The 24,753-nt window shown below is 72.7% G+C and carries 19 protein-coding genes; 10 read left to right on the top strand and 9 right to left on the bottom strand.

What is annotated here, in order from left to right:
- Positions 1–198: 198 nt before the first annotated feature.
- On the top strand, positions 199–4,617 hold the full coding sequence (locus QEZ54_RS06665; RefSeq protein ID WP_281303586.1) for an FtsK/SpoIIIE domain-containing protein: 4,419 nt from the start codon (positions 199–201) through the stop codon (positions 4,615–4,617).
- On the opposite strand, the gene QEZ54_RS06670 is transcribed toward QEZ54_RS06665, so the two are convergent.
- The 4 genes from QEZ54_RS06670 to QEZ54_RS06685 are packed head-to-tail and all read right to left on the bottom strand — an operon-like array spanning position 4,610 to position 7,037.
- Positions 4,610–5,206, bottom strand: a complete 597-nt coding sequence (locus QEZ54_RS06670) for a hypothetical protein (protein WP_281303587.1) — start codon at positions 5,204–5,206, stop codon at positions 4,610–4,612. The genes QEZ54_RS06665 and QEZ54_RS06670 overlap by 8 nt on opposite strands.
- Positions 5,203–6,459, bottom strand: coding sequence for a hypothetical protein (locus tag QEZ54_RS06675; RefSeq protein ID WP_281303588.1), 1,257 nt, complete (start codon positions 6,457–6,459; stop codon positions 5,203–5,205). The genes QEZ54_RS06670 and QEZ54_RS06675 overlap by 4 nt, the downstream gene beginning before the upstream one ends.
- On the bottom strand, positions 6,456–6,740 hold the full coding sequence (locus QEZ54_RS06680; RefSeq protein ID WP_281303589.1) for a hypothetical protein: 285 nt from the start codon (positions 6,738–6,740) through the stop codon (positions 6,456–6,458). Before QEZ54_RS06680 ends, QEZ54_RS06675 begins: the two co-directional genes overlap by 4 nt.
- Before the next feature lie 6 nt (positions 6,741–6,746).
- Positions 6,747–7,037: a WXG100 family type VII secretion target gene (locus QEZ54_RS06685; protein ID WP_281303590.1), complete on the bottom strand. Its 291-nt coding sequence runs from the start codon at positions 7,035–7,037 to the stop codon at positions 6,747–6,749.
- A 288-nt stretch (positions 7,038–7,325) separates the two neighbouring features.
- On the opposite strand from QEZ54_RS06685, the gene QEZ54_RS06690 reads away from it, so the two are divergent.
- From QEZ54_RS06690 to QEZ54_RS06720, 7 genes are all read left to right on the top strand, one after another.
- Positions 7,326–9,017, top strand: coding sequence for a protein kinase (locus tag QEZ54_RS06690; protein ID WP_281303591.1), 1,692 nt, complete (start codon positions 7,326–7,328; stop codon positions 9,015–9,017).
- Between the two features lie 82 nt (positions 9,018–9,099).
- Positions 9,100–10,044, top strand: a complete 945-nt coding sequence (locus QEZ54_RS06695; protein WP_281303592.1) for an inositol-3-phosphate synthase — start codon at positions 9,100–9,102, stop codon at positions 10,042–10,044.
- A 121-nt stretch (positions 10,045–10,165) separates the two neighbouring features.
- A complete protein-coding gene (locus QEZ54_RS06700; protein ID WP_281303593.1) occupies positions 10,166–11,674 on the top strand; it encodes a ricin-type beta-trefoil lectin domain protein in 1,509 nt (502 codons plus the stop codon).
- A 155-nt stretch (positions 11,675–11,829) separates the two neighbouring features.
- Complete coding sequence (locus QEZ54_RS06705; RefSeq protein ID WP_281303594.1) at positions 11,830–12,495, top strand: hypothetical protein; 666 nt, start codon at positions 11,830–11,832, stop codon at positions 12,493–12,495.
- Between the two features lie 151 nt (positions 12,496–12,646).
- Positions 12,647–12,967 (top strand): DUF3040 domain-containing protein, encoded by a 321-nt coding sequence (locus QEZ54_RS06710; protein ID WP_281303595.1) that lies wholly within the window; start codon positions 12,647–12,649, stop codon positions 12,965–12,967.
- 59 nt (positions 12,968–13,026) lie between these two features.
- The gene (locus tag QEZ54_RS06715; protein WP_281303596.1) at positions 13,027–15,525 is read left to right on the top strand and encodes a DUF4132 domain-containing protein; all 2,499 of its coding nucleotides are present in this window, start codon (positions 13,027–13,029) and stop codon (positions 15,523–15,525) included.
- Between the two features lie 55 nt (positions 15,526–15,580).
- A complete protein-coding gene (locus QEZ54_RS06720; RefSeq protein WP_281303597.1) occupies positions 15,581–16,063 on the top strand; it encodes a nucleoside deaminase in 483 nt (160 codons plus the stop codon).
- 7 nt (positions 16,064–16,070) lie between these two features.
- Here QEZ54_RS06720 and QEZ54_RS06725 read toward each other — a convergent pair whose 3' ends face one another.
- The 3 genes from QEZ54_RS06725 to QEZ54_RS06735 all read right to left on the bottom strand — a co-directional run bounded on the left by QEZ54_RS06725 (position 16,071) and on the right by QEZ54_RS06735 (position 20,217).
- Positions 16,071–18,125 (bottom strand): diguanylate cyclase, encoded by a 2,055-nt coding sequence (locus QEZ54_RS06725; RefSeq protein WP_281303598.1) that lies wholly within the window; start codon positions 18,123–18,125, stop codon positions 16,071–16,073.
- 137 nt (positions 18,126–18,262) lie between these two features.
- Positions 18,263–18,928, bottom strand: coding sequence for a response regulator transcription factor (locus QEZ54_RS06730; protein ID WP_281303599.1), 666 nt, complete (start codon positions 18,926–18,928; stop codon positions 18,263–18,265).
- Positions 18,925–20,217 (bottom strand): sensor histidine kinase, encoded by a 1,293-nt coding sequence (locus QEZ54_RS06735; RefSeq protein ID WP_281303600.1) that lies wholly within the window; start codon positions 20,215–20,217, stop codon positions 18,925–18,927. Before QEZ54_RS06735 ends, QEZ54_RS06730 begins: the two co-directional genes overlap by 4 nt.
- Before the next feature lie 157 nt (positions 20,218–20,374).
- Here QEZ54_RS06735 and QEZ54_RS06740 point away from each other — a divergent pair, with 157 nt between their 5' ends.
- The gene (locus tag QEZ54_RS06740) at positions 20,375–21,169 is read left to right on the top strand and encodes an ABC transporter ATP-binding protein (RefSeq protein WP_281303601.1); all 795 of its coding nucleotides are present in this window, start codon (positions 20,375–20,377) and stop codon (positions 21,167–21,169) included.
- Positions 21,169–23,703 (top strand): ABC transporter permease, encoded by a 2,535-nt coding sequence (locus QEZ54_RS06745; RefSeq protein ID WP_281303602.1) that lies wholly within the window; start codon positions 21,169–21,171, stop codon positions 23,701–23,703. Before QEZ54_RS06740 ends, QEZ54_RS06745 begins: the two co-directional genes overlap by 1 nt.
- Before the next feature lie 28 nt (positions 23,704–23,731).
- On the opposite strand, the gene QEZ54_RS06750 is transcribed toward QEZ54_RS06745, so the two are convergent.
- Together QEZ54_RS06750 and QEZ54_RS06755 are read right to left on the bottom strand one after the other, a co-directional pair.
- A complete protein-coding gene (locus QEZ54_RS06750; protein ID WP_281303603.1) occupies positions 23,732–23,926 on the bottom strand; it encodes a hypothetical protein in 195 nt (64 codons plus the stop codon).
- Between the two features lie 54 nt (positions 23,927–23,980).
- Positions 23,981–24,745 carry an alpha/beta hydrolase gene (locus QEZ54_RS06755; RefSeq protein ID WP_281303604.1) on the bottom strand — a complete coding sequence of 255 codons (765 nt, stop codon included), beginning with the start codon at positions 24,743–24,745 and terminating at the stop codon, positions 23,981–23,983.
- Positions 24,746–24,753 lie beyond the last annotated feature (8 nt).

Consider the following 24,753-nt stretch of genomic DNA (forward strand, 5'->3'; position numbering starts at 1 on the left):
TCCGACGTCGGCGGCTTCCGGTGCGAGGTGGCGCGGCCTGCCCCGATCGGCGCCCGTCCATGGCGCAATCTATCAATCGTTGCGACGCCGTGAAGGTAGAAAACACTGGCGTAACGGCGGAGGCGGATCCTGCCGCACGCGGCCAATGTCGACGGTGAGGATCGATCTGTCGTGCTGGCCGGAGTGAAGTTGGGCGCTATGTGGATTCCGCTGACCGTCGCCGTCGGCGGTGACAGCCGTGACCTGCATATGCAGGCGACACCCGAGTCCAGGGTCAGTGATCTCGAGGACGCCGTCGCCAGGCACGTCGGGCTGCGCGGGGCGGTGCGTCTCGCTACGGCGCGAGGCATGCTCGACTCCTCGTCGGATCTGATCGCGGCCGGAATCCGCCCGGGCGTGGTCGTCCAGGTGGTCGGTGAGGACGCCCCGACCGGCCGACCCCGCGCGACCGCACGCAGGCAGCTGCGGGTCACCGGAGGAATCGACGCAGGTTCGATCATTCCCCTTCCGCAGGAGGGCACGCTGTCGATCGGCCGCGGCCCGGAATGCGACATCCGGCTGAGTGGGACGGCGGTCAGCCGTCGCCATGCCGAACTCTTGTGCGGGCCGAGCGGAGTCCGACTCAGCGATGTGGGCTCCGCCAACGGGACGGCGGTCGACGGGCAGAAGATCGTCGGCCCGGTCGACCTGGCACCTGGGCTCAGGGTGCAGATCGGCGACCACCGGCTTGTCCTGCACGACGCCGCCCTGAACAGTCATCCGGCCGCACGGCTGGTAGACCTGCGGGACGGCACGCTCCGGCTGGACCGCCAGCCCCGATTCCCGGAGCCCGCGGTGACGACCGTCCTGTCGGCGCCGAAGCCGTTCGACGGTTCGGCGCGAACCCCGATGGCGATCGGCGCCATGGCTGTGACCGGCCTGCTCGGTGGTTTCGCCGCATACCTCGTCTACGACAACGCCGCGTTCCTGTTGCTGTCCGGGATCAGCATCGCCGGAGGTGCGCTGGGCGGCTTGTACACCCGGGTCAAGCACGGGAGAGGACTGCGCCGAGCGCAGCGGGATCACGCCGCCGCGGTCGTCGCGCACCAGGCGGAGGTGCTGACGACGGCGCAGCAGGAGCGGTCACGGCGCCTGCGGGAGGCCAGCGACCCGGCGGAGGTCGTGTCCGTCGCCGCGACGCCCGCAGCGCCGCTGTGGCAGCGGCAACTCGCCGACCCTGACTTTCTGCGCGTACGGATCGGCCTGGCCGACCTCCCCAGCGACCTCACGATTCATCAGCCCGACGGAAGCCGGGTCCACCACCCGCTGTCCGACGTGCCGCTGACAGTCGACCTGGCTGCCGTCGGCACAGTGGGCATCACCGGCTCCCGGGCGGCCGCCAGGGCACTGGCCAGGTGGCTGGTCACACAGGCCGTAGTACAGAGCGGGCCGTCGGATCTCCGCGTGGCGGTGCTCAGCCGCCCGGGCGATCCCGATGCGGCAGCGGGGTGGGACTGGACCCGCTGGCTGCCGCACCTGCGGGTCGGCTCGGCGGCCCTCGCCGATGTGGGCGCCGACGAAGCAAGTCTCACCGTGCTGGTCGACCGGATCGCCGACCTGGTGGCGCAGCGGGCGATGTCCGGGGCGCGCCCGGGTGGGTCGACTGACCCGCGACCGCACCGGCCGCAGTGGTTGGTGGTCGTGGACGATCTGTCATCGCACGACTCGGTGAAGCTCAGCGAAATCGTATCCAAGGGACCGGACCTGGGCGTTGCCGTCATCGCGGTCGGACAGCTGCCGAGCCGATGCCCGGTGGAGGTGTCGTTCGCCGATGATGCGCTCGCCATCGTCCGCCGTGCCGGTCAGGCGGAGCTGCACGGTGTTCTCGTCGACCAGATCAGCCCGGCCGTGGCGACGCGCGTCGCACGTGACCTGGCCCCCCTGCACGATCCGCAGTTGGCCACCGGCGCCTCGGGCCTGCCCACCCGCGTGTCGCTGATCGACCAGCTGACCCCGGCCGCGCTGGAGCCCGCTGCCCTCGAACGCAACTGGCAGCGCACCCCCCGGCAGACCCGGGTGGTGGTGGGGCAGACGGCCGCCGGGCCGCTGCACGTCGATCTGCTGAGCAACGGCCCGCACGCCCTGGTCGCGGGCGCCACCGGCTCCGGCAAGTCGGCGATGCTGCAGACGATCGTGGCGAGTCTGGCCATCGCCAACCGACCCGACGAACTCGGCTTCATCCTCGTCGACTTCAAAGGCGGAGCCGCATTCGCGCCGTTCGACGGCCTGCCGCACATCCTCGGCAGCATCAGCAATCTGGACGGCCACGCCGTCATGCGGGCTCTCGACTCGCTTCGGGGCGACCTCCAGCGTCGCCAGCGCTACCTGGCCGCCGCAGGAGCGGCTTCGCTCACCCGATACCACGAGCTCGCAGATCGGGGTGACCTGCCCGCCGGCAGCCCTACCCGGCTGCCGCGGATGTTCGTCGTCATCGACGAGTTCGCGATGCTCAAGGAGGGCGTGGCCAGTGAAGTCCTGGACGGGCTCGTGAACATCGCCACCGTCGGCAGGTCGCTGGGGGTGCACCTGGTCATCGGCACCCAGGCTCCACGCGGGGTCATCCCGCCGCAGATGCGTCCCAACGTCAACCTCAAGGTCGCCTTCCGTCTCGACGCCGACCATTCTCAGGACGTCATCGGCGTCGGTGACGCCCAGCACCTGGCTGGCAGCGGACGTGGCTATCTGCGCCGGGGCGATGACGGAGACCTGGTGCCGTTCCAGGCCGCGTTCGTCGGCGGAGCCACCCGTCGGCGACCGGGAGCCGGGGTGTCCCTGCTGGAGGTGCCGTTCGTCCGCTTGGGGCATCCGCCGTCGGAGGTCGGGACCGCGAGTGTCGCAGACATCGAGGTCATCGTCCGCGCGGTCCAGGAGGCGGCGAAGTCCGGCGGAGTACGTCCCGTCCCGCCGCCCTGGCTGCCGGATCTGCCGACGCTGGTGCCGTTGGCGCAGTTGCCGGACACGTCCGAGCCGACCGACGACCTGATCCTCTGCTACGGCCAGGAGGACCAGCCGGAGCTGCGGGCGCAGCCGGCGGCATCCTGGAACATCAGCACAGGCACGCATCTGCTCGCCGCCGGACGCCCGAGATCCGGCCGCAGCACTCTGCTGCGCACCCTCGCCGCGTCGGCTGCCCGATACGGCACACACCGGATCAGCCTCTACGTCATGGACTGCGGCGGCACATTGGGTGATCTGGCCTCGCTGCCGCACTGCGGCGCGGTGGTCACCCAGCATGAGATCGAACGCGGTGCCCGACTACTCGACCAGTTGGACCGTCTGGTGACAGACCAGGGCAGGAGCCCGGCCGGAACGCCGGTGGGCCGCCGTGTTCTGCTGCTGATCGACGACTGGGAGACCTGGGCGCAGACCTACGGCGAGGTCGACAACGGCGCCCTGCTCGGCCGACTGGTCAATCTCTTCCGGCGGGGACCGGCGGCAGGCGTCCACATCGCGGTGACGGGCGGGTCGTCGCTGCTGACTTCGACCCAGACCCGCGCGTTCGCCGAATCGGCACAGGATCGGCTGGCCCTACCGTTCGAACCGGACGACTACCGCTGGCTCGGCATGCCGGCGACGGCGATTCCCAGTGAGGCAGGCCCCGGCCGAGCGGTGTACCTAAACGCGCCGTACCGTGCTGTCCAGGTCGCGGTCGTGGGCGTCGATGCACACCCGGCCGCGCAAGCGGCCTCACTGCGCGCGCTTGCGGCCACCGCAACGGCCGTGCCCGGCCACACGCCGTGGCGGGTGGATCCGCTGCCGCACAGCATCAGCGTGGCTGAGGCCCGACGGCTCCCGCGAACGACGGCAGCCAGCGAACGCTGGCTGCCGTTGGGGGTCGGCGGGGACCACCTGGCGCTGCTCGGCGTCGACATCGAAGCTGAAGGGCCTGCCGTCTACGTCACGGGGGAGCGGCGCAGCGGACGCAGCAACGCCCTGTTGGCAATGGGTATCGACCTGGTCGAACGCGGCATTCCGGTCGTGGCCATCACACCGAACCGTGCCTCGCCACTGCGCGCGCTCAAGGACGTCGCGGTGGTGCTGTCCCCCCAGCCGCCGACCCGGCGGATGATCCAACTCGCCCTGGCCGCGGTCGAGCCGCCGTATGTCGTGCTCGTGGACGACGCCGAGCAACTCGCCCGCACCGAGGCGGAGGCGCCCCTGCGGGAGGTGCTCGTCCACGGACAGGAGCCGTGGTCGGCGATCGTGGTCGCCGCCGCCATCGACGACCTTGCCCACCCAGCGCCCGGGACACTGCTCGGCGAGGTCGGGCGCAGCGGCGCCGGAATGGTCCTGGCACCCAGGACCGCTCGGCCGCAGTTGTTCGGTTCGATCCTACGGATCCCGCCGGCCTATGTCGGCAGTACGGCGCCGGGACGCGCGGTCGTGGTCAGCCGGTCCGGAACGGCACCGGTCCAGGTGCCGCTGGCCGACGCTGCCGATGTGACCGGTCTGCGCCGAATCGCGCCTGGGCTGGGCCAGCTGCTCGAACAGGCGAACGCGATCGCCGGGGAGGCTCCGGCGACCGTGGAGCGGTTGCGCGACATCATCGGCCAGGTGCGAGCTTCGACGGTCAGCTGAACGCCCCGGCGACGTCAGCGGCGGCCCGGTGCATCCGCACCCCGGCGGCGATCGCGTCGAACACCTGGACCAGGTGGGCCCTCTGGTCCAGGGCCGGTGTGTCGAAGCTGAGCACCCAGGAGGGGTGCAGATCGGCCGCGAGGACGTAATCGGCTGACAGCAGCACGATCCGCCCGATCGCGATGACGGGCGCACTGAGCCACAGGTATCGCAGCGCCGTGCCGGTGGTCAGGTTCAACTCCACCACCGGTCCGGCCTCGTGGTCGCTGCGGTCGACTGCGGCATATGACGCGTAGGGCAGCAGTGAGAGCGACGCCGTCACGAACTTCGAAGACCGTGGATCGTAAGCGGCCCCGCCGGCCAGCAGCAGTGCTCCCGCGGTCGCCGATACCCGGGCGAGTCGGCCGAGTTCGGCTTCCAACTCCGCTGCGGCCTGGCTGCCAGCGGGCAGGTCGCCCGCGGCGCCGACAGCGGCGGCCAGGTCATCCTGGTAGTGCGCTGGGCGGATCGACCACCAGCCCGGGGGCAGGGCGAGCTCGAAGGCCAGTTCCTGACCACTGGCGACGGTGACGCGGGTCCAGTCGTTCACGGCTTCGCCTGCCGATCCTCGCCGGTCACGGTCTCAGGAATATCGAGGGACTGGTCGACCGTATGGTATTTGTCCAAAGCGGTGACGCCGTCTCCGACGAGGACGCGCGTTTCGTCGCCGGGAGGCAGCCAGCGGTCGATCGTAGGCAGCTTGTCATACCGCTGGGCGTGATCGATCACTTCGTCCAAGTGCTTCTGCTCGGCGTGGGCCTGCCTGGGGTGCAGAAGATCGTCTACGGCTTTGCGCGTGGCCTGCGGCACATGTTTGTCGGCGTCGGCCGCCGCCGCGTTCTTGGCGAACTCGCGGGCGTTGTGGGCGTCTGTGCCCGCTGCCTGTGTGAAGGTGCGGGCCGCCGCCGAGTCCGCGGGCATCGCACCGGCGATTCTCGTCGCCTCGACCGCACCTCCGCGTGCGGCCTTCGAACCGGCGTTGAGCGCCGACGCGGCGCGGGCGCTTCCACTTATGACCTTGGCACCGGGCGCGGCGAGCGTGATCGCGTTCCAGAAGGTGTCGGTCGCGAACTCGCCCAGAGTCTCCCGGCCGTCGATCAGCAACACGACCGAGCAGATCTCACTGACGATCGCGACTCCGATGGTGACCGCGGCCAGGACCGGTCCGATCACTTCGCCTACCACGGGTATCGCGAGAGCGATGAGGGTGGCGCCGGCCAGCCAGGGCTCGATCTTCTGAATGATCTCTTTGAGCTCGGCGATATGGTCTACCAGGTGGTGCCACATGCTGTGCTCGTACTTCTTGACCGCTGCGATCGACTCGGCAAGCCGGTCGGCGCACTCGCGGGCGTCCCGGGTGGCCTGCTGGGCGATGACATCACGCCGGTGCTGCAGCGGAACCAGTCCGGGTGCGGTGGTGCCGAGCGCATGCATGACCGCTTGCTCCTGCGGCAGCTGCGCACCCGCGTCGTCGGCGGCGGCCGCGACCCGCACCGCATCGTCCTGACTGTGCTGGAGTCTGCGCAGCCAGCCGTGGAGCGCGTCGGCCGCGCCTTCGTAGGCGAGCTGCGCGGCGACCAGGCGGGGCCGTAGTTCACCGACAGTGGTCCGGAAGGCGTCAGCCGATCTGCCGGTCCACAGCGCCACGTCGTGCCCGATGGCGTCCAGCACCGCCAGCGCGTCACCGACCTCGTCGGTGGTCGTGCGCAGTACGCCGATCACCGCACCGATCTGGGCGACATCGCCAGGGGCTGGATCTCCACCGTGCAGGTACGCCGAGACCCGCCTGACTCTGAGGTTCACTCTGCCACCCGGAAAGACGCGACTATCGAGTTCTCCACGTCGGCATAGCAGCCCGACACTTCACGCATCCTGGCGGCGAGTGCCGCAGCCTGGCCGCCGATGTCCTTGATCATGTCGCGGCCGTGGGACTTGAGACTGCCCAGGCGATCGTCGACTGGATGCGGCATCGCACCGTGCGGCAGCGACCCCAGCCGAGCGGTCAGGTCCTCCAGGCCGGCCGCCGCATCGGTCAGTCGCGTCGCGGCATCGCCGATTAGTTGCGGATCGAAGCTGCCGCGCACGCCCGCTCAGCCGCCGAACGACTTGGTGATGGACCCCTCGGCCGACTCGTAGGCCCTGGCGGCACCGCCCAGTGCGGCGCTCATCGCGGCCAGGCTCTCCTGCAACGGCACCACCGATCGCTCCCACTGCTCGCGAGTGGTCTGGAACGACGACGCCGCAGGTCCCGTCCACGCGTTGGCGAGCTGGTTGGCGGCCGCGCGCAGCGCGGTGATCGCCTGCTGGAGTTCGTCGGCTCGCTGGCGCGTCGCTGACGCGTGATTTTCGATCTCGGCAGTGTCGAACACAGTGCCCGGCATACTGGCTCCTCACGATCGGGTGCGACTTGGTCACCCCAGGTTATGCGTCAGTCGGCGGGCCAGCGTCCCCCAACCGTCCGATCCGGTGTCGGAGGTGGGTCTGGAGTGTCGGCCACGATCGGCTGTCGCTCTTCAGTGGACCGGAAGCTGCCCGGACATTCACCAGCGGCGATCATGCCAGCTCCCATCGGCCGTCGCGCCAGGGTTTTCTGGCCCCCCGGCGCGGACACTCCTTGGTAGGTTGCACCAGCAGCATCGAGGTCACCGACTCCGGGGGACGCAGAAGCCATGACGGTGCACGATTTCCCTCAGGGTTACAGCAACCCGGAATTCATCCGTGCAGGCGGTTGGGCCCGGGTGTTCCGCTGTGTTGAAGACGCCACCGGGCTCGAGGTGGCCGTCAAGCTCTTCCTTCACCCTCTTGAGGATCCGACCCGGGGCGCCGAGCCCTTCCGGGGCGAGAGCCGCGTGGCCGCGATGCTCAGTGCGCATCCGGGTGTCGTGGCGCTACGGGCCGCCGGAATCACCGCAGCCGGCCAGCCATGGCTGGCCATGGATTTGGCGCACGGCACGGTCGGGGATCTGATCAAGGAACGTGCGGCAGGCGGTCTCGGCACGGAACGGGCACTGGACCTGGCCGTCACGGTCGCCGACACTCTGGCATGGGCACATTCGCTGCCCTCACCGGTGCTGCACGGTGACATCAAGCCCTCCAACATCCTCCTCGACGACACCGGTCGGCCGATGTTGAGCGACTTCGGTGTCTCCACCCACCTCGATACCCGCCGCTCGGTCACGGTGGCTCAGTTCACGCAGCCCTATGCCGCACCCGAGGTGCTCAGCGACGGCCGTGCCTCGGTCGCCTCGGACGTCTGGTCGCTCACGGCGGCCCTCTTCGAGATGCTGACCGGCGCACCGCCGTTCGCCGTACAGCCTGGCGAGGGGCTGATGGCGTTCGTCAAGCGAGTCGGTTCAGGACTGGGGCCGGACTCCATTCCGCCGGCTGTTCCAGTCCCAGTCCAGGACGTGCTGCGGGCGGGTATGGCGGTCGACCGAACTCTGCGCCTGGCCACGATGAATGACCTGGCGCGGCACCTGCGCGCGGCGCAGCGGTCGCTGGGCCTGCCGGTCACGCCACCGCCCGGTCCGGTGACAGCGGCGCCGGACATCCCTTTCACCACATACGCTGACGCCGTCGCGTTGACCACCGCCCGGCCGCTGCGGCTGGCTGAACCGATGTCCGCGCCGCCGCCCGCACGACCCCGGCGCAAGGGTGTTCTCGTCGCATCGCTCAGCGCGGTGATCGCGCTCGCGGGCGCTGGTGTCGCCATCGGTGCTGCCGCGGGCGGCGACACTCCGGTCGCCGGGCCATCCGCCATCGGGTCGCCCGCGTCGGCGGCTCCGGTCCTGCCTGAGATGTCACCGCAGGCCGGCCAGGGCTCGTCGGTGGCGGATCCGAGCGGGAGCACCACCGCGCCTCCGGCCACCACGACCACCGTCGTCATCACCGTGCCCGGCAGCGGAACAGTTCCGACGGCGGGCACTCCGTCCAGGGCGGCCTCCGCCAAACCGGCCACCCAGCAGACACCCGGCCCGGTGACCACCACAGCCGCGCCACCGCCGCCGCCACCACCCCCGCCGCCGTCATTCCAACTGCAATCAGGCGAGCGGCTGTCGCCAGGAGAGAAGCTCCTGTCGACCAACGGCAGATACACATTGATCATGCAGTACGACGGCAACCTCGTGCTCTACCAGTGGCCGACCCCGATCTGGTCATCCTGCACTGCCGGGCACGACGGTGCCTTCGCCATCATGCAGAGCGACGGCAACTTCGTCGTCCGCGACTCACAGCCCTACTACGCCACGGGCACGGCCGGACATCCGTACTCGGTGCTCCAGGTGCAGGATGACGGCAACATGGTCGTCTACGCCGCGGGACATGTCGCGGTATGGGCGTCCAAGCAGCATCCCGGATGCTGACGGCTTCGATGTATTGCGGCGAGCCGGTGCGGGCGGGGTCTGGCAGCGAGCCGCCTGATTGGGCTCACGTACCCTCCAGTTCATGATCGAACGGGTGCGGGTCGCGGTCGCGGGAGTCGGGAACAACACGTCGGCGCTGGTGCAGGGGATCGCCCTGTACCGCCAGACCGGCAACCTGGTCGGCATCCGCAAGCCGGTGATCGACGGCCTGGGGGTCGGTGACATCGACTTCGTGGCGGCCTTCGCGACGTCCGAGGAGAAGCTCGGCAAGGACCTGACCGAGGCCGTCTTCCTGCCGCCCAACAACTTCCCGCGCCTGGACTGCGACCTCCCGCCGGCAGGTGTCCCGGTTACGAGGGGGCTCGTGGACGAGTCCGAGGTGGATCGGGTGGCGGCGGCGCTGGCGGGTGCGGAGGTGCTGCTGTACGCGGCTCCGAGCGGTCGGCCGCGGACGGCTCTGGCCTACGCCGAGGCGGCCCGCAGGGCCGGGGTCGCGTTCATCAACACCACGGCCGACCCCGTCGCCCGCGATCCCGAGTCGCTGGCCCGCTTCGAGGCGGCCGGGCTGCCGCTGGTCGGTGACGACCTGGCGAGCCAGTTCGGCACCTCGGTGGTGCACGACGCGCTGCTGCGGCTGCTCGCCGAGCGCGGTATGACCCTGGTCAGCTCGTACCAGGTCAACCTGGGCGGCACTGAGGACTTCCGGAACCTGGTCGAGAACCCGAACACCAAGAAGCAGTCCAAACTGAACGCGCTGTCGGGGGCGGGCCGGGTGGAGCTGGCGCCGCTGGGGTACCTGCCGCACCTGGGTTCGCACAAGGTGGCCCATCTCAACATCGAGGCGCAGGGCTGGGGCGGGACGGCGGTGAGCCTGGACGTGAAGCTCAAGGTGCACGATCCGAGCGGGGCCGCCGGAGTGAACATCGATCTGATCCGGCTGGCGGCGAGCGCCCTGCGCGGCGGGCGCGGCGGTTACCTCACTGAGGCGTCGCCGCTGCTCAAGTCGGTTCCTGGCAGCGCTGTCTGACTCGTCGCACAGTCACGGCGCTGCCAGTTAATCGAAATCTATTGACTTCATATCGGGTAACTGTAAAGTCTCTTCAGAGAGCGCTCTCACGCATCGTTCCCGTCCCTGAAAGAGGATCGACGTGAGACTCCCCGCCCTGACCGGCGCCGCGGTGCTCGCCGCTGCGCTGGCCATTCCCGCCCCCGCGGCGGCCGTCCCTGTGCCCGTACCCCCGTCGTCTGCGACCGCGACCACCATGGACCAGGCGCTGCGCCGCGACCTCGCGCTGACCGAGACCCAGGCGCGCCTGCGCCTGGCCCACGAAGCCGCGGCCGCCAGCACCGAGCAGCGGCTGCGGGTGGGCCTCGGCGACCGCTTCGCCGGAGCCTGGTACTCCACCGCCGACAGCCGCCTCACCGTCGGCGTGCTGTCCAGCCGCGACGCGGACCTGGTCCGGGCCGCAGGTGCCGTCCCCGCGGTCGTCGCGCGCAGCGAGAAGCAGCTGACCGAAGCCAAGAACGCGCTGGACCGCGCGGCCCTGGCCCGCACCGGCGCCTACGGCTGGTACGTCGACGCCGTCACCAACAGCGTCGTGGTCTCCGCACCCGACACCGCCACCGCCGCCAAGCTGATCGGCGCGAGCAAGGTCGACCCGTCGGCCGTGCGCGTGGTCACCGGGGCGCAGGCACCTCGGCCGCTGTACGACATCCGCGGCGGCGACCAGTACGTCATCAACGGCAACACTCTGTGCTCGATCGGCTTCTCGGTCAACAACGGCGGCTTCGTCACCGCCGGGCACTGCGGTGGCGCGGGCAGCCCGACCCTCGGCTACAACAACGTCAGCCAGGGCACCTTCGCGGGTTCGTCCTTCCCCGGCAACGACTACGCCTGGGTGCGCACCAACGCCAACTGGACCCCGCGCCCGTGGGTCAACAACTACGCCGGTGGCAGCGTCACCGTCGCCGGGTCCGCCGAGGCGGCGGTCGGCAGCTCGATCTGCCGCTCCGGCCGTACCACCGGCTGGCGCTGCGGCACGATCCAGGCCAAGAACGTGACGGTCAACTACTCCGGCTCGCTGGTGTACGGCCTGACCCAGACCACGGCCTGCGCCGAGGGCGGCGACTCCGGCGGCGCCTGGATGAGCGGCAACCAGGCGCAGGGCGTGACCTCGGGCGGCTCGGGCAACTGCTCGACCGGCGGGACCACGTTCTTCCAGCCGGTCAACGAGATCCTGGGCGCCTACGGGCTGACGCTGACCACCGCCGGCGGGGGCAGCAGCCGCATCATCGGCTACCAGAACAAGTGCATCGACGTGCCGAACTCGAACTTCGTCGACGGCCAGCGGCTGCAGCTGTGGGACTGCAACGGCACCAACGCGCAGAACTGGACCTTCCCCGGCGACGGCACGATCCGGACCGTCAACAACCTGTGCATGGACGTGGCCTGGGGGTCGACCGCCAACGGTGCCGCGATCCAGATCGTCGGCTGCAGCGGCAACCCGGCCCAGCAGTTCGTCCTCAGCGGCGCCGGTGACCTGGTGAACCCGCAGGCCAACAAGTGTGTCGACGTCACCGGCTGGGGCGGCACCGGCACGCCCCTGTCGCTGTGGGAGTGCACCGGCGGCGCCAACCAGAAGTGGTGGCGCGGCTGATCGGCCCACCGTCATGACGCTCTGCCCCGTGCGCCGTTCCGGGCGCGCGGGGCAGAGCGGCGACGTATGTACCGCGTCGACTGTTCGGCCGGCGCTTCTCGGCCCGGTAATGTGTGCGGCACATCAATCGATGTACTGGCATACATGGAGGTCTTGTGAACGCAGTCCCTCTGGTCCGTCGGGCGGTGGTCGCGGGCGTCGCGGTGGCCGTGGCGGTCGCCGCGACGGTGGTCCAAGCCGCGCCCGCGTCGGCCGCGCTGCCCGGCCCGGCAGGCATCCCCTGCAAGGCCGCCAATCACGGCCAGATCGAGGCCACCGTCAGCTCGGCCGAGGTCAGCCCGACGCTCACCCACTTCATCAGCGTCAACATCACCGCGGGTACGACCGGCGAACGCACCGAGACCCTGTCGGTCATGAACACCGTGACGACCACGGTGGGCGCCAGCACGAACATCACCGCGGCGTTCAGCATCGGTCTCGTGAAGGTCAGCACGACGCTCGGCTTCTCGGTGCAGACCTCGACATCGAGCACGACGACCGAGACCACCAGCATGAGGTGGACATTCAACCAGCCCGGCTACTACGGCCTGTACAAGGGCACCCGCAAGGTGACCGGCAGTTTCCAGCTGTGGCGGTGCTTCGCGCCACCGGGATCACGCGGAGGCTGGGTGGAGGCTTTCCCGTCCAGCCCGATCGACTTCATCAACGATCCGTTCCCGTACACGACCTTCGCCAACTTCGAAGCGGGCACGATCGCCTGCGGTGACTCGGTGCCGGTGGGGTCGCTGCGGTTCATGGCCCGCCAGCAGCTGGGCTGCTGAACCTCCGGCTACGACGGATCCCACCAGGCCGAGGCCGCCGCCAGGACCGGCGGTGGCCTCGGCCGATCACGTTTGGGGTGGTTCGGGGCGGGTAGGTCCGAACCGAGGCGGCGCCGTCGGCGCCGCGCGGGTCGGCGATGGGACGGGCGCCATGACGCTGAGCGAGTACGAGAGCAGGCGGCTGCGGGCGATCGAGGAGGCCACGATCCGCGAGGATCCGCGGTTCGCGCGCAGGATGGCCCGCGTCGGACGGACACGGCGCGCCGGGGGCGACGGGTTCGGCAGCCTGGCCCTGGCGGCCGTGGTGGCGGTGACCGTACTGGCGGCGGGCCTGCTCACGGGGCACGGCGTGCTGGCGGTGGTGGCGCTGGTGTGCTTCCTGTCGCTGGTGGGCGTCCTGTTCATGCGGGCCGGTGCGCGGCTGGCCACGGCCGACGACGCCCGCGGCCGGTCACCGGAGCCCTGGCACTGATCACCGGACCCGAGTCGCCCGTACGGCGGCTGTCGCAGGCGTCCTCTAGGGTCGGTCCGTTGATCACGGACGGCTGGGAGGACGTCATGGACGGTCAGGCGGTCGGCACGCTGGCGATGATGGCGCTGATCCGGCTGGCGCGCAAAGCCGCCCAGGCCGACGACCTGCCCGCCATGCGGCGCACGGCGGGGGAGATGCTGCGCCAGCTGCGCGGCGGCACCGCGGCGAGCAGCCTGCTGAGAGCCGACGAGGCGGAACTCGACCGGCTGTACGACGTGGCGTTCCCGCTCACCGACCCGACCGACGCGGCCGACGTCCTCGACGCCCCCTGGCCCACCGTGACGCGCCAGCAGGCGCTGCAGCGCCTGCTGGGCGAGGAGACCTCCTACGAGGCGCGGCTGGATCCGCTCGTCGGGCCTGCCGCGGACGCCGGCGATGTCAGGCTGCTGCGCGTCATCGCGTTCACCCCGCTCGGCCGGATCCGCGACGGGTCGCGGGCGCTGCTGCTGGACGCGCTGCAGGCGGCGGACGCGCTCGACGACGAGCTGGTCACGCACACCACCGGGTTCGCGAACCTGACCCGCGACCTGGTCGGCTACGGCCAGCCCATCGTCGCCGCGGCGACCGGCGAGCGGTTCCGGCCGTTCTGGGACGACCGGTTGTGGCAGCTGATCTCCGTACGTGATGTGGACTGGGACCGGGTGCCGATGGCGCCTACGCCGCGAGGGCTGCGGTTCGTGCTGCGCGGGCTGGACGGCACCGGCAACTGGCGGATGGACCGGCATCTCGGCGCGGCCGGACTGACCCCGGCCGAGCGGGCCGAGCTGGTCGGGCTGCTGGGCCGGGAGCCGGTGCAGCGGCAGGAGCGGGCACTGACGCTGCGCCTGGCGGCCGGTGACGCGCGGGCGCTGCTGCCGCTGCTGGGCATGGCGGGCGCCGAGCGCCTGCTGGACCTGATCCAGCATGGCCAGGCGGTGGGCAGGCTGGTGCGCAACGACCGCGCGGCCATCCTGGCGGCGGCGGCCGAGGCCGGGGACGCCAACGCGCGCCGGCTGCTGAAGCTGGTGCCGAACGACGTGGTGGCGGCGGCGCTGGGCCTGCGCCGGGGACCGGTCATGACCAGGGTGGGCAAGGATTCACCGACCGGCATCGCGGCGTACGGGATGCTGCCGCCGACCGACGGCGAGTCGGTGCTGGACCGCTGGGCGGCGCTGCGTGAGCTGCACCGGCGCGGCATGGCGTTCGGTGCGCCCGACCGGCGCCGCCAGCACGCGTCGGCGATCGACGTGGCACTGGAGCACCTGGCACAGGTCGGCGGCTACGCCGACGCCGCCGCGCTGGACGCCGCAGGCGAGGCGTACTCGCCCACGCCGGTGCTGCCGCCGCTGGTCGTCGGGGCGTACACCGCGGCGGTCGGGTTCGACGGCGCCGAACCGGCGATCGTCGCGACGAAGAACACGCGGGTGCTGAAGACGGTGCCCAAGGCCGTCCGCGAGGATCCGGGTTACGAGGCGCTGCAGGGGGAGCACGAGCTGCTGCGCGGCCACACCGCGCGGCTGCGCGGCAGGCTGCGCGGCCTGATCGCGTCGGGGGCGCCGCTGCCGCCGGCCGAGCTGGCGCGCCTGCGCGCCACCGGGCCCGGTGCCGCGCTGCTGCCCCGGCTGGTGTGGCAGGACGCGGGCGGCCGGTTCGGACTGCTCGACGAGGTGGACGTCGCCGGGCCGGTCGCGGTGGCGCACCCGGCCGCGCTGGCGGCCGCCGGACTGCTGGGCCGCTGGCAGGCCGAAGCGGTCCGGCAGCGGCTGCGCCAACCCGTGCCGCAGCTGTTCCGGGAGTGGTACGCGCCGACGCCGCCGGAGGCGGCCGGGCAGTCGACCCGGTTCACCGGCCGGGTCATCGGCGGCGGTGCGGCGGCCCGGCACCTGGCCACGCGCGGCTGGTCGCTGCACGACGGCGCGCGGCCGTACGCGAGCAAGGCGTTCGGTGGCGGCACCGCCGTGCTGCACGCCGCCACGTCCGGCTACTGGGCCGCCGGCGACCTCGGGTTCCTGCGGCTGGAGTTCCGCGACGGCGACACGGCCGTGCCCGCCGACCGGGTGCCGCCGCGGCTGTTCTCCGAGGCGATGCGTGAGCTGGACCTGGCCGCGTGGGCGGGCCGCCGCAGCGTCGGCGACTACGCGCAGGGCCGGGCGCGGGCCCGGGGCGACCTGCTGGACGCCGTGCTCGGCGGCCGGGCGGACCGCATCACCCGGCACGGCGACACCGTCGTGGTGGCGGGGTCGCGGGCGGTCTACCGGGTGCACCTGGGCACCGACACGGTGATGATCGGGGACAGTGGGCTGCCCAGCGACGTGTCGTACCTGTTCGGCGACGCGCCGCATCCGGCGCTGTACGACACCGTCGACGGCGGCGACCGCCCGACCACGCACCTGCTGACCAGGATCCTGCTGCTGGCCGACGACGAGAGGATCACCGACCCGTGGACGCTCACCCAGCTCGGCCTGCCCAGCGGGCCGCCGCAGCCGTGTGCCAGGTGCGGACAGGTGCATTCCCGGTGAGAGCCGCTGACCGCGGTACGCTCAGGCCCGGGCCGATGATCTGCGGGGGGCGGTCGTGATCAGCGAACTGGACCTGGTGCACCTGCGACGCTGCGTGGAGTTGGCGGAGCTGGCGCTGTCGGTCGGCGACGAGCCGTTCGGCTCGGTGCTGGTGGCCGCGGACGGCACCGTCCTGTTCGAGGACCACAACCATGTCGCCTCCGGTGACGACACCCGGCATCCGGAGTTCGAGATCGCCCGCTGGGCCGCCGAGCACCTGACGCCCGCCGCACGGGCGGCCGCGACCGTCTACACCTCCGGCGAGCACTGCCCGATGTGCTCGGCCGCGCACGCCTGGGTGGGTCTGGGCCGGATCGTCTACGCCAGCTCGTCGGCGCAGCTGACCGCCTGGCGCGAGGAGATGGGGCTGCCGCCGGGGCCGGTGCGGCCGCTGCCGATCCAGCAGGTCGCGCCGGGCGTCGCCGTCGACGGACCGGCGCCCGAGCTGTCCGAGACGATCCGCGCGCTGCACCGCCGCCTGCACGGCCGCCGGCCCTGAGCTGATCTCACGAGACCGCGCCCGCGTCGAGCAGGGCCAGGAAAGCGTCCACGACCTCGGGGTCCAGTCGGGTGCCCCGGTCGGCGGACAGGGCCAGCCGGGCTGCGGCCAGGCCCGGCGCCGACGGCGAGCCGCCGGGCCGCACCGCCGACCAGGCGTCGCAGACGGCGATGATACGGGCGCCGACGGGGATGTCGGGTCCGGCCAGTCCGCGCGGGTGCCCGGTGCCGTCGAAGCGCTCGTGACACGCGGCGATCAGCGGGGCGAGGTCCGGCCGCTGCGCCAGGTCGGCGAGCAGGCGGGCACCGCGTGCGGGTCGGCCGCAGGCGGAGTCGGCCCGATCCGGCCCCGCCGGTACGCAGTCGAGGCAGATGCCGCCGAGACCCTGCACCCGGGCCGCGGCGGCGGTGGCCAGCCGGACCGCCTGGTCCAGGTCGAGGCGGGCGGCGGTCTGCCACGCCCACCGGCTCACGGCCGCACCGCGCGTGCCCAGCCCGTTCACCCGGTCCGCCTGGTCGGCCAGCCAGAGCAGGCCCTGGGGGAGGTCGTACGGCGGGTCGGCCTCGATCTGGTCCGACGGGCCGTATTCGAGCACCCGGTCCCGGCCCAGGGCCTTGGCCCGGTACAGCGCCCGGTCGGCCTCGGCGACCAGGTCCTCGCCCCGGCGCTTCGGCTCGCCGTCGCCTGCTTCGGCGCTGGCCACCCCGAGCGAGGCGGTGAGCGTCAGCGGTTCGGCGACCCCGGCGACGGTCACCGGGGCCGAGCGCACGGCGGTGCGGATGCGCTCGGCCAGGTCCAGGGCGGTGGGTGCGTCGGTGCGGGGCAGCAGGCAGACGAACTCCTCCCCGCCGTACCGGCAGGCCAGGTCCGTGGCCCGCAGGCAGCGCCGGATCCGGCTCGCGACCTCGGCCAGCACCGCGTCGCCGACCAGGTGGCCGTGGGTGTCGTTGACGGCCTTGAAGTGGTCCAGGTCCAGCAGGATGAGGCTCAGCGCGTCGCCGTCGCGGTGCTCGGCCGTCTCGGCGGCGAGCGTCTCCTCGAAGAAGCGCCGGTTGTGCAGGCCGGTCAGGGAGTCGGTGATCGCGGCGGTCCGCAGCTGCTCGGTGAGCCTGACCCGCTCGCGGGCGGCGGCGATCTGGCGGATCAGCAGGCCGACCAGCAGCAGCATGGCCAGCGACAGGGTCACCCGGCTGACCTGCCCGACCAGGATCAGGTCGCCCAGGGCCAGGCATCCGACGATCAGCACGGCGACCAGCGCGGGCAGGAACGACACCTCGGCGACCGGCGGCCGCTCCTCGCCGACGTGGCGTACGGCCGCGAGCGCCGCCACGCACAGCAGCAGCACCTCGACCTGCCACCCGACGTTCAGCCAGGTGGAGCTGGTGTACGGGTTCAGCACGGTGGTGTACGCGTAGACCGCGTCCAGCACCGCGGCGACCCCGAACGCGGCCCCGACCAGCACCATCGAGAAGGGCACCCGGCTCGGTCCGGCCAGCATCAGGGCGGCCAGCATGCTGACGATGATCACCGAGCAGACCGGGTACAGGAAGGTGACGAAGTCGCTGGCGTTCCAGGTCTGCGGCACCAGCGGCGCGATGATGAGCTGCCAGCCGATCGCCGCCGCAGCGGCCGCCACCAGCAGCGCGTCGAGCAGCTTGCGCACCTTGAGGCCGACGCCGAGCACGATGGCGGTGATCGTCAGCGTGTAGCGCAGCAGGTAGCAGGCGTCGGCCGGGGACGGGATCGGCGGGCCTTCGGGCACCGTGTAGACCAGGACGGCCCAGATGACGTCGCCGACCAGCCACAGCAGGTTCGCCGCGAACAGCAGCCGCCACGCGGTCCGCAGCCGGCCGGTCGCCGATCTGGCAGCCCACAGGCTCAGCCCGACCAGGACGACCATCGGGACCAGGTACACGATCTCGCCGACGAACCTGGCCAGGTTCGGTGAGTCCGCGGCGGCGTAGGTGAGGGTGGCGAAGGCCGCCAGCCACGCGACGCAGCCGAGCGCGAAGCCGGCCAGGACGCGGTCGCCCCCGGCCGGCGATACCCAGCTCCGCCTCACGACCGCATCCGCCCCCATGGTGGCCCCGGGCGTGTGGCGCCGCGAAGTGCCTGCCAGATCATCTTGGCACGGCCGGCGCGTGGCACCGCGGACAACGCGGGATGCCGAGCGGCTCCGCGCTGGCCGCGGGGCGGGGATCAGCGCTGGTCGGGGCCAGGGTCCAGGCGGGCGTCGTGGACGAGGATGGCGGCCTGGACCCGGTTGGCGAGGCCGAGTTTGGCCAGTGCCCGGCTGACGTGGGCCTTGACGGTGGCCTCGGCCATGTCCAGCTCGCGGGCGATCTCCGCGTTGGACAGGCCGCGCGCCACCGCCCGTACCACGTCGCGTTCGCGGTCGGTGAGCACCGCCAGCCGCGCGCGGGCCTGGTCGGTCACGGACGGGCCGCGCTGCGCGAACGAACTGATCAACCGGCGGGTGACCGTGGGTGACAGCATCGCGTTGCCCGCCGCGACGGTGCGCACCGCCTCGGCCAGGTCGCGGGGCGGGGTGTCCTTGAGCAGGAACCCGACCGCGCCCGCGCGCAGCGCCGCGTGCACGTACTCGTCGAGGTCGAACGTGGTCAGCATGATGACGCGGGGCGGGTCGGGCAGCCGGCCGACGGCGGCGGCCCCGGCCAGGCCGTCGGTGCCGGGCATGCGTACGTCCATCAGCACCACGTCGGGGCGGTGCCGCCGGGCCGCGTCCACCGCCTCGGCGCCGTCGCGGGCCTCGGCGACCACGGCGATGTCGCCGGCGGCCTCCAGGATCAGCCGCAGCCCGGACCGGACCAGCGCCTCGTCGTCGACCACCAGCACCCGGATCATGCCGTCGCCCCGGCTGCCGCGCCCGGCTCCGGCGGGTCGGCGGGGATGCGGGCGCACAGCACGAACCCGCCGTCCAGCCGGGGGCGCGCCTGCACGCTGCCGCCGGCCAGGGCCACCCGCTCGGCGAGTCCGACCAGCCCCAGCCCGCTGTCGGGCTGGGCCGGGGCGGGGTGCGCCGGGGCGGCGTTCTCGACCGTGACCACCAGTTCCTGCGGCTCATGGCGCAGCGTCACGGTGGTCGGCACCGAGCCGGCGTGCTTGGCCACGTTGGTCAGGCCCTCCTGCACCACCCGGTAGGCGGTGCGCTGGGCCGACGGCGACACCCGCTGCGGGTACCCGGCGTCGACGCGGCGCACCGGCAGGCCCGCTGTGCGGCTGGACTCCAGCAGGCGGTCCAGGTCGGCCAGCGTCGGCTGCGGCGCCAGCTCCAGCGAGCCGCTCTCGCCGCCGGGGGCGCGCAGCATGCCGAGGACCTCGCGCAGCTCCTGCATCGCCTCCCGGCCGGTGGTGCGGATCAGCCCGGCCTCCTCGGCGGTACGGGCGTCGCCGGTGCTCACCTCCAGCGCTCCGGCGTGCAGCACCATCAGCGCGACCCGGTGCGCGACCACGTCGTGCATCTCGCGGGCGATGCGGCGGCGCTCCTCGGCGCGGGCGTGCTCGGCGCGCTCGTGCTGCTCGCGTTCGAGCCGTTCGGCCCGCTCCCGCAGCTGCGCCAGCACCTGGCGGCGGGCCCGGACCCACAGCCCGAACAGGAACGGCAGCACCACGCACATGGAGACCCCGAACAGGCCGGTGAGGGTGGCCCCGAAGATCACGCCGCCGGTCATGCCCTGGTAGAGCAGGTCGCTGTGCACCGCGCTCCAGCCGATCGACAGGCCGACCACCGGGAACGCGACGAGGAAGTAGGGCCAGGCCCGGCCCGGGTGCAGCGGGCGCCCCGGCCGGCCCGCGCCCGCGTAGTACGCGGCGACGAACACCGCCGCGCCCATCGCCATGACCAGCCAGGCCGCCAGCGAGCTGACGAACAGCGGCCAGCGCCAGCGCCGGACCAGGGTGGCGCTCGCGGCGCAGGCCAGCGCGCACGCCGCGACCAGCCAGGCGGAGTCGGTCTCGTAGCGGCCGTCGAAGAGGAACGGCGCCGGCCGGAACGGCGAGACGAAGGAGCCCAGCAACACGGCGAACCCGAGCGCGGGCGGGAACAGCCAGTGCCCGATCCGGCGCGGCAGCCTGCCGGGTTGCAGCCACGACGGCAGACCCGGCACCGCCGCCTCTGCCCTGACCCGTTCCATGTCCCCGCTTCCGTCCGAGCCCTGTCGTGTCGAGCGTAGGCGCGCCCGCCGCCGGGCCGGGCGCTACTTCCGTCGCCGCGACCCGCTACTTAAGTAGTAGCCGGTGATCGACTCTCGTCCGACGGCGGGACGGCGTCGGGGCGGCAGCGTGTGCGCCATGACGAGTTTCGAGGCCGCGGTGAGCGCGGAGGACCTGACCAAACGGTACGGGACAGGAGACGCGCAGGTCACGGCGCTGGACGCGGTGACGGTGGCGTTCGGTCGCGGCGAACTGACCGCGATCATGGGCCCGTCCGGGTCGGGCAAGTCGACGCTGATGCACTGCCTGGCCGGGTTGGACACGCCGACCTCGGGCCGGGTGTGGCTGCACGGCGCCCGCCACGGCAGCGCCGACCGGGTCGAGCTGAGCGGCCTGCGCGACGACGCGCTGACCGCGCTGCGCCGCGACCGGATGGGCTTCGTGTTCCAGGCGTTCAACCTGCTGCCGACCCTGACCGCGTGGGAGAACATCACGCTGCCGCTGGACCTGGCCGGCCGCAAGCCCGACCTGGGCTTCGCCGACACGGTCGTGGACGCGGTGGGCCTGCGCGACCGGCTGCACCACCGGCCCTCGCAGCTGTCGGGGGGCCAGCAGCAGCGCGTCGCCTGCGCCCGCGCGCTGGTCAGCCGCCCGGATGTGGTCTTCGCCGACGAACCCACCGGCGCGCTGGACTCCCGGGCCGGGGCGGAGGTGCTGGGCTTCCTGCGCCGCAGTGTCGACGAGCTGGGCCAGACCGTGGTCATGGTCACCCACGACCCGGTCGCGGCCGGGTACGCCGACCGCGTGCTGTTCCTCGCCGACGGCGCGATCGTCGACGAGCTGCGCGACCCCTCGGCCGACCGGGTGCTGGACCGCGTCCGGGGCCTGGAGTCGGCCGCGCGCGGCCGCGCCGGTGTCGGGGCGGGTGCCTGATGCTGCGGGCGATGCTGCGCGACCTGCGCGCACACCTGGGCCGGGTGGCGATGACCCTGGCCGCGATCGTGCTCGGGGTGGGGTTCGTGGTCGCCACCTGGGTGGTGTCGGACTCGGCCGCGGCGACCGTGCGCGGCGGCGGTCAGCGCACCGACGTCTCCGCGCTGGTACAGCTGGAGCGCCGGGCCGCCGACCCGCGGCGGCCCGGGATCGCGCCGGAGGTCGTCACCCGGCTGGCGGCCCTGCCCGGGGTGAGCCGGGTCGAGGGCGTACGCAGCGGCTACGCCGCGCTGGTGGGCGCCGACGGCAAGCTCGGCACGACGTACTGGCCGGGCACGGCGGGCACCGACTGGGACGGCTCGCAGCGGTTCGAACTCACCGCCGGTCGCGGACCGCAGCGCGCCGGCGAGGTCGCGCTGGAGTACCAGGCGGCGGCCGAGGCGGGGATCAGCGTCGGCGGCCGGGCCAGGATCCTGCTGACCGAGGGCCGCGACGACACCGCGACCGTGGTCGGCCTGTTCGCCTACCACCCGTCGGGCCGGGAGTTCGACCCGGCGGTCGCCTACGACGGCGACACCGCCGCCCGGCTGCTGCGCTCCCAGGACGACGACCCGGCCGCGGTGCCCGGCTTCGACCGGGTGGAGGTGTCCGGCGCGGCCGAGGACGCCCTCGTCGCCGCCGTACGCGGGCAGCTGGGTGCCGACTACGAGGTCCGGTCCGGTGGCGAGCTGCGGGAGGAGCTGGCCCGGTCCGCCGACAGCGACGCCGACGTCATCCGCAAGGCGCTGCTCACCTTCGCGGCGGTGGCCCTGATGGCCGGGGTGTTCGTCATCGCCAACACCTTCACCATGCTCGTCACCCAGCGCACCCGCCAGTTCGCGCTGCTGCGGGCGGTCGGGGCGCGACGGGCCCAGGTGCGCCGGGCGGTGCTGGCCGAGGCGGTCGTGCTGGGCGTGGTCGGCGCCACCGTCGGCGTCGCCCTCGGGGTCGGGCTGGGCCTGCTCGGGATGCGGGTGCTGCCGATCGTGGGGACGGTTCGGTACGCGGTGTCGCCGTGGGCGATCCTGCTCGGCTACGCGGTCGGCATCGTGGTGACGGTAGTGGCGGCGTACGGGTCGGCGCGCCGGGCGGCCCGGGTGTCGCCGATGGCGGCGCTGCGTACCGACGCCGCGGTGCCGCGCCGGTCGCTGGTGCTGCGTACGGTGCTGGGCGTGGTCGCCGTGGCCGGGGGCGTCGCCATGATCGCGCTGACCAGGGCGGCGGAGCTGGACGAGCCGGCCCGCATCCAGGCGATGGCCGGTGCCGTGCTGGCCTGGGTCGGCGTGCTGCTGATGGCGCCGGTGCTGGTCGCGGGCGTGCTGCGGCCGCTGGCGCGGGTGCTGGGCGCCCGGGGCGGGCCGGTCACCCGGATCGCGCTGCGCAACGCCGTACGCGATCCGCGCCGCACCGCCGCGACTGCGTCGGCGCTGATGATCGGCCTGTCGCTGGTCTGCGCGTTCGCGACCGTCGGGCAGACCCTCACGGCGAGCCTGACCGACGAGATCCGCACGGCGGTGCCGCCGGACGCGGTGGTGGTGCGGGCCGCGGCGTTCGGGCAGCTCGACGACGCGGCGCGGGCGACCGCGGCGGCGGTGCCGGGGGTCGGGGCGCTGGCCGTGCCCCGGCTCGGCGGTGCGGAGCTGCTGCCCGCGTCCGGGAAGGGGGTTGAGGTGCAGTTCACCGCGCTGGACCCGGCCGCGCTGGGCACGGCGCTGCGGCCGCGCGTGACGGCGGGCGGATCGGACCTGCGCGGGGGTGTGCTGCTGGACGAGCAGCGCGCGGCCGAGGCGGGGCTGAAGGTGGGCGACGAGGTCCGGCTCAGGTTCGGCGCCGCCGACGCGGCGGGCGGCAGCACCGGGGCCGAGGTCCGGGCCCGGGTGGCGGGCCTGCACCGCAGCAGCGAGCTGCTGCGTGGAGTGGTGCTGGACCAGGCGCTGCTGCCGGCGGGCGTCGACTCGTACAACGACAGCATGTATGTCCTCGGCGGCGATCCGGGCGCGCTGCGGGCCGGGGTGGAGCGGGTGTTCGCCGCCCGTCCGGACGTGGTGGTGCTGGACCGCGAGGAGCTGCTCGACGAGCTGCTGGCGCCGTTCCAGCTGGTGCTGGGGCTGGTGTACGTGCTGCTGGGCGCGGCGGTGGTGATCGCGGTGTTCGGGGTGGTGAACACGCTGGCGCTGTCGGTGCTGGAACGTACCCGCGAGCTGGGCGTGTTCCGGGCGCTGGGCGCGTCGCGGCCGCTGGTGCGGCGCACGGTCCGCCGGGAGAGCGTGGTGATCTCGCTGTACGGCGGCCTGCTCGGCATCGGGGTGGGTGTGCTGCTGGGCGGGGTGATGCAGTACGTCATCCTGGCCAACCCGGTGTTCGACATGTCGGTGCCCTGGTCGACGGCCGGGGTGGCGCTGGCGGGCATGGCGCTGGTCGGGGTGCTGGCCGCGCTGTGGCCCGCGCGCCGGGCGGCCCGTGCCGACATCCTGGCGGCGATCGCCACCGAGTGATCCGTCCTGCCGGTCCCGCCGGGGCGATTCACGCCTGGGCGGGACCGGTTTCGTCGGATCCGGCGGCGTCGCGCCGGGCGTCCTGGGCGGCAAGCAGCGGTATGGCCAGAGCCGGGACGATGCCGAACGCGGCCAGGCGCTGCCGCGCCTCGCGGCGGGTGATCCGGCCACCGGCGTAGTCGGCGACGACCTCGTCCAGCAGTTGCTGCGTCAGCTCGGGCATCTCGGTAATCTAACTCATTTAGGACATTGAATCGATCACCTCCCGCTCAGCCGGTCAGTCTCGAAGAAACCTCTCGATCGTGGCGACGAGGGCCAGGGGCGTCTCGTCGGCCGGGTAGTGCCCGGCGTCGGCCAGCACGCTCAGCTGCGCGTTCGGGTACCACTGCAGCCAGGTCGCCCGCATCACGTCGGCCGACAGCGCGGGATCCTGCCCACCGGCGACGACCAGGACCGGCGTGGTGTTGCCGACGACCTCGCCGTGGAAGTCGGTGTGGGCCCAGGCGGGCAGGTAGGCGCGGAACGCCTCGACGTTGGAGTTGGCCAGCGACCCGGCCACCATCTCATCCAGCCACGCGGCGGGCAGCCTGCTGCCCGTGGTGAAGTCGATGATCGCGCGGCGGTTGCCGGGCTCGTCGGCGGCGCCGGAGAACAGCGCCCAGCTCTGCTCGTCGAACGGCACCCCGGAGGCGGGCACCGGGCAGACGCCGACCAGCTTGCGGACCCGGCCGGGCGCGTCCAGCAGCACCCGCTGGATCACGCTGCCGCCCATCGAGTGCCCGACCAGCGAGAACTCGTCCCAGCCCAGCTTGTCGGCCAGGGCGACCACGTCGCCCGCGATCTCGGCGATGCTGTACTCCCCGACCAGGTCGCGGGCCTGGCCGTAGCCCCGGTAGTCCGGGAACGCGTAGGTGAACGCCGCGCCGTCCAGGTAGGGCGCGGCCTTCGCGAAGGCCCTGCGGTCGCCGAACCAGCCGTGCAGGACGATGACGCGGTGCGGGCCGGATCCGTGTACGTCGTGCGGGAGTGCGACAGCTGACATGAGATCTC

Source organism: Catellatospora sp. KI3 (genome assembly GCF_029948125.1).
Lineage (GTDB): Bacteria > Actinomycetota > Actinomycetes > Mycobacteriales > Micromonosporaceae > Catellatospora.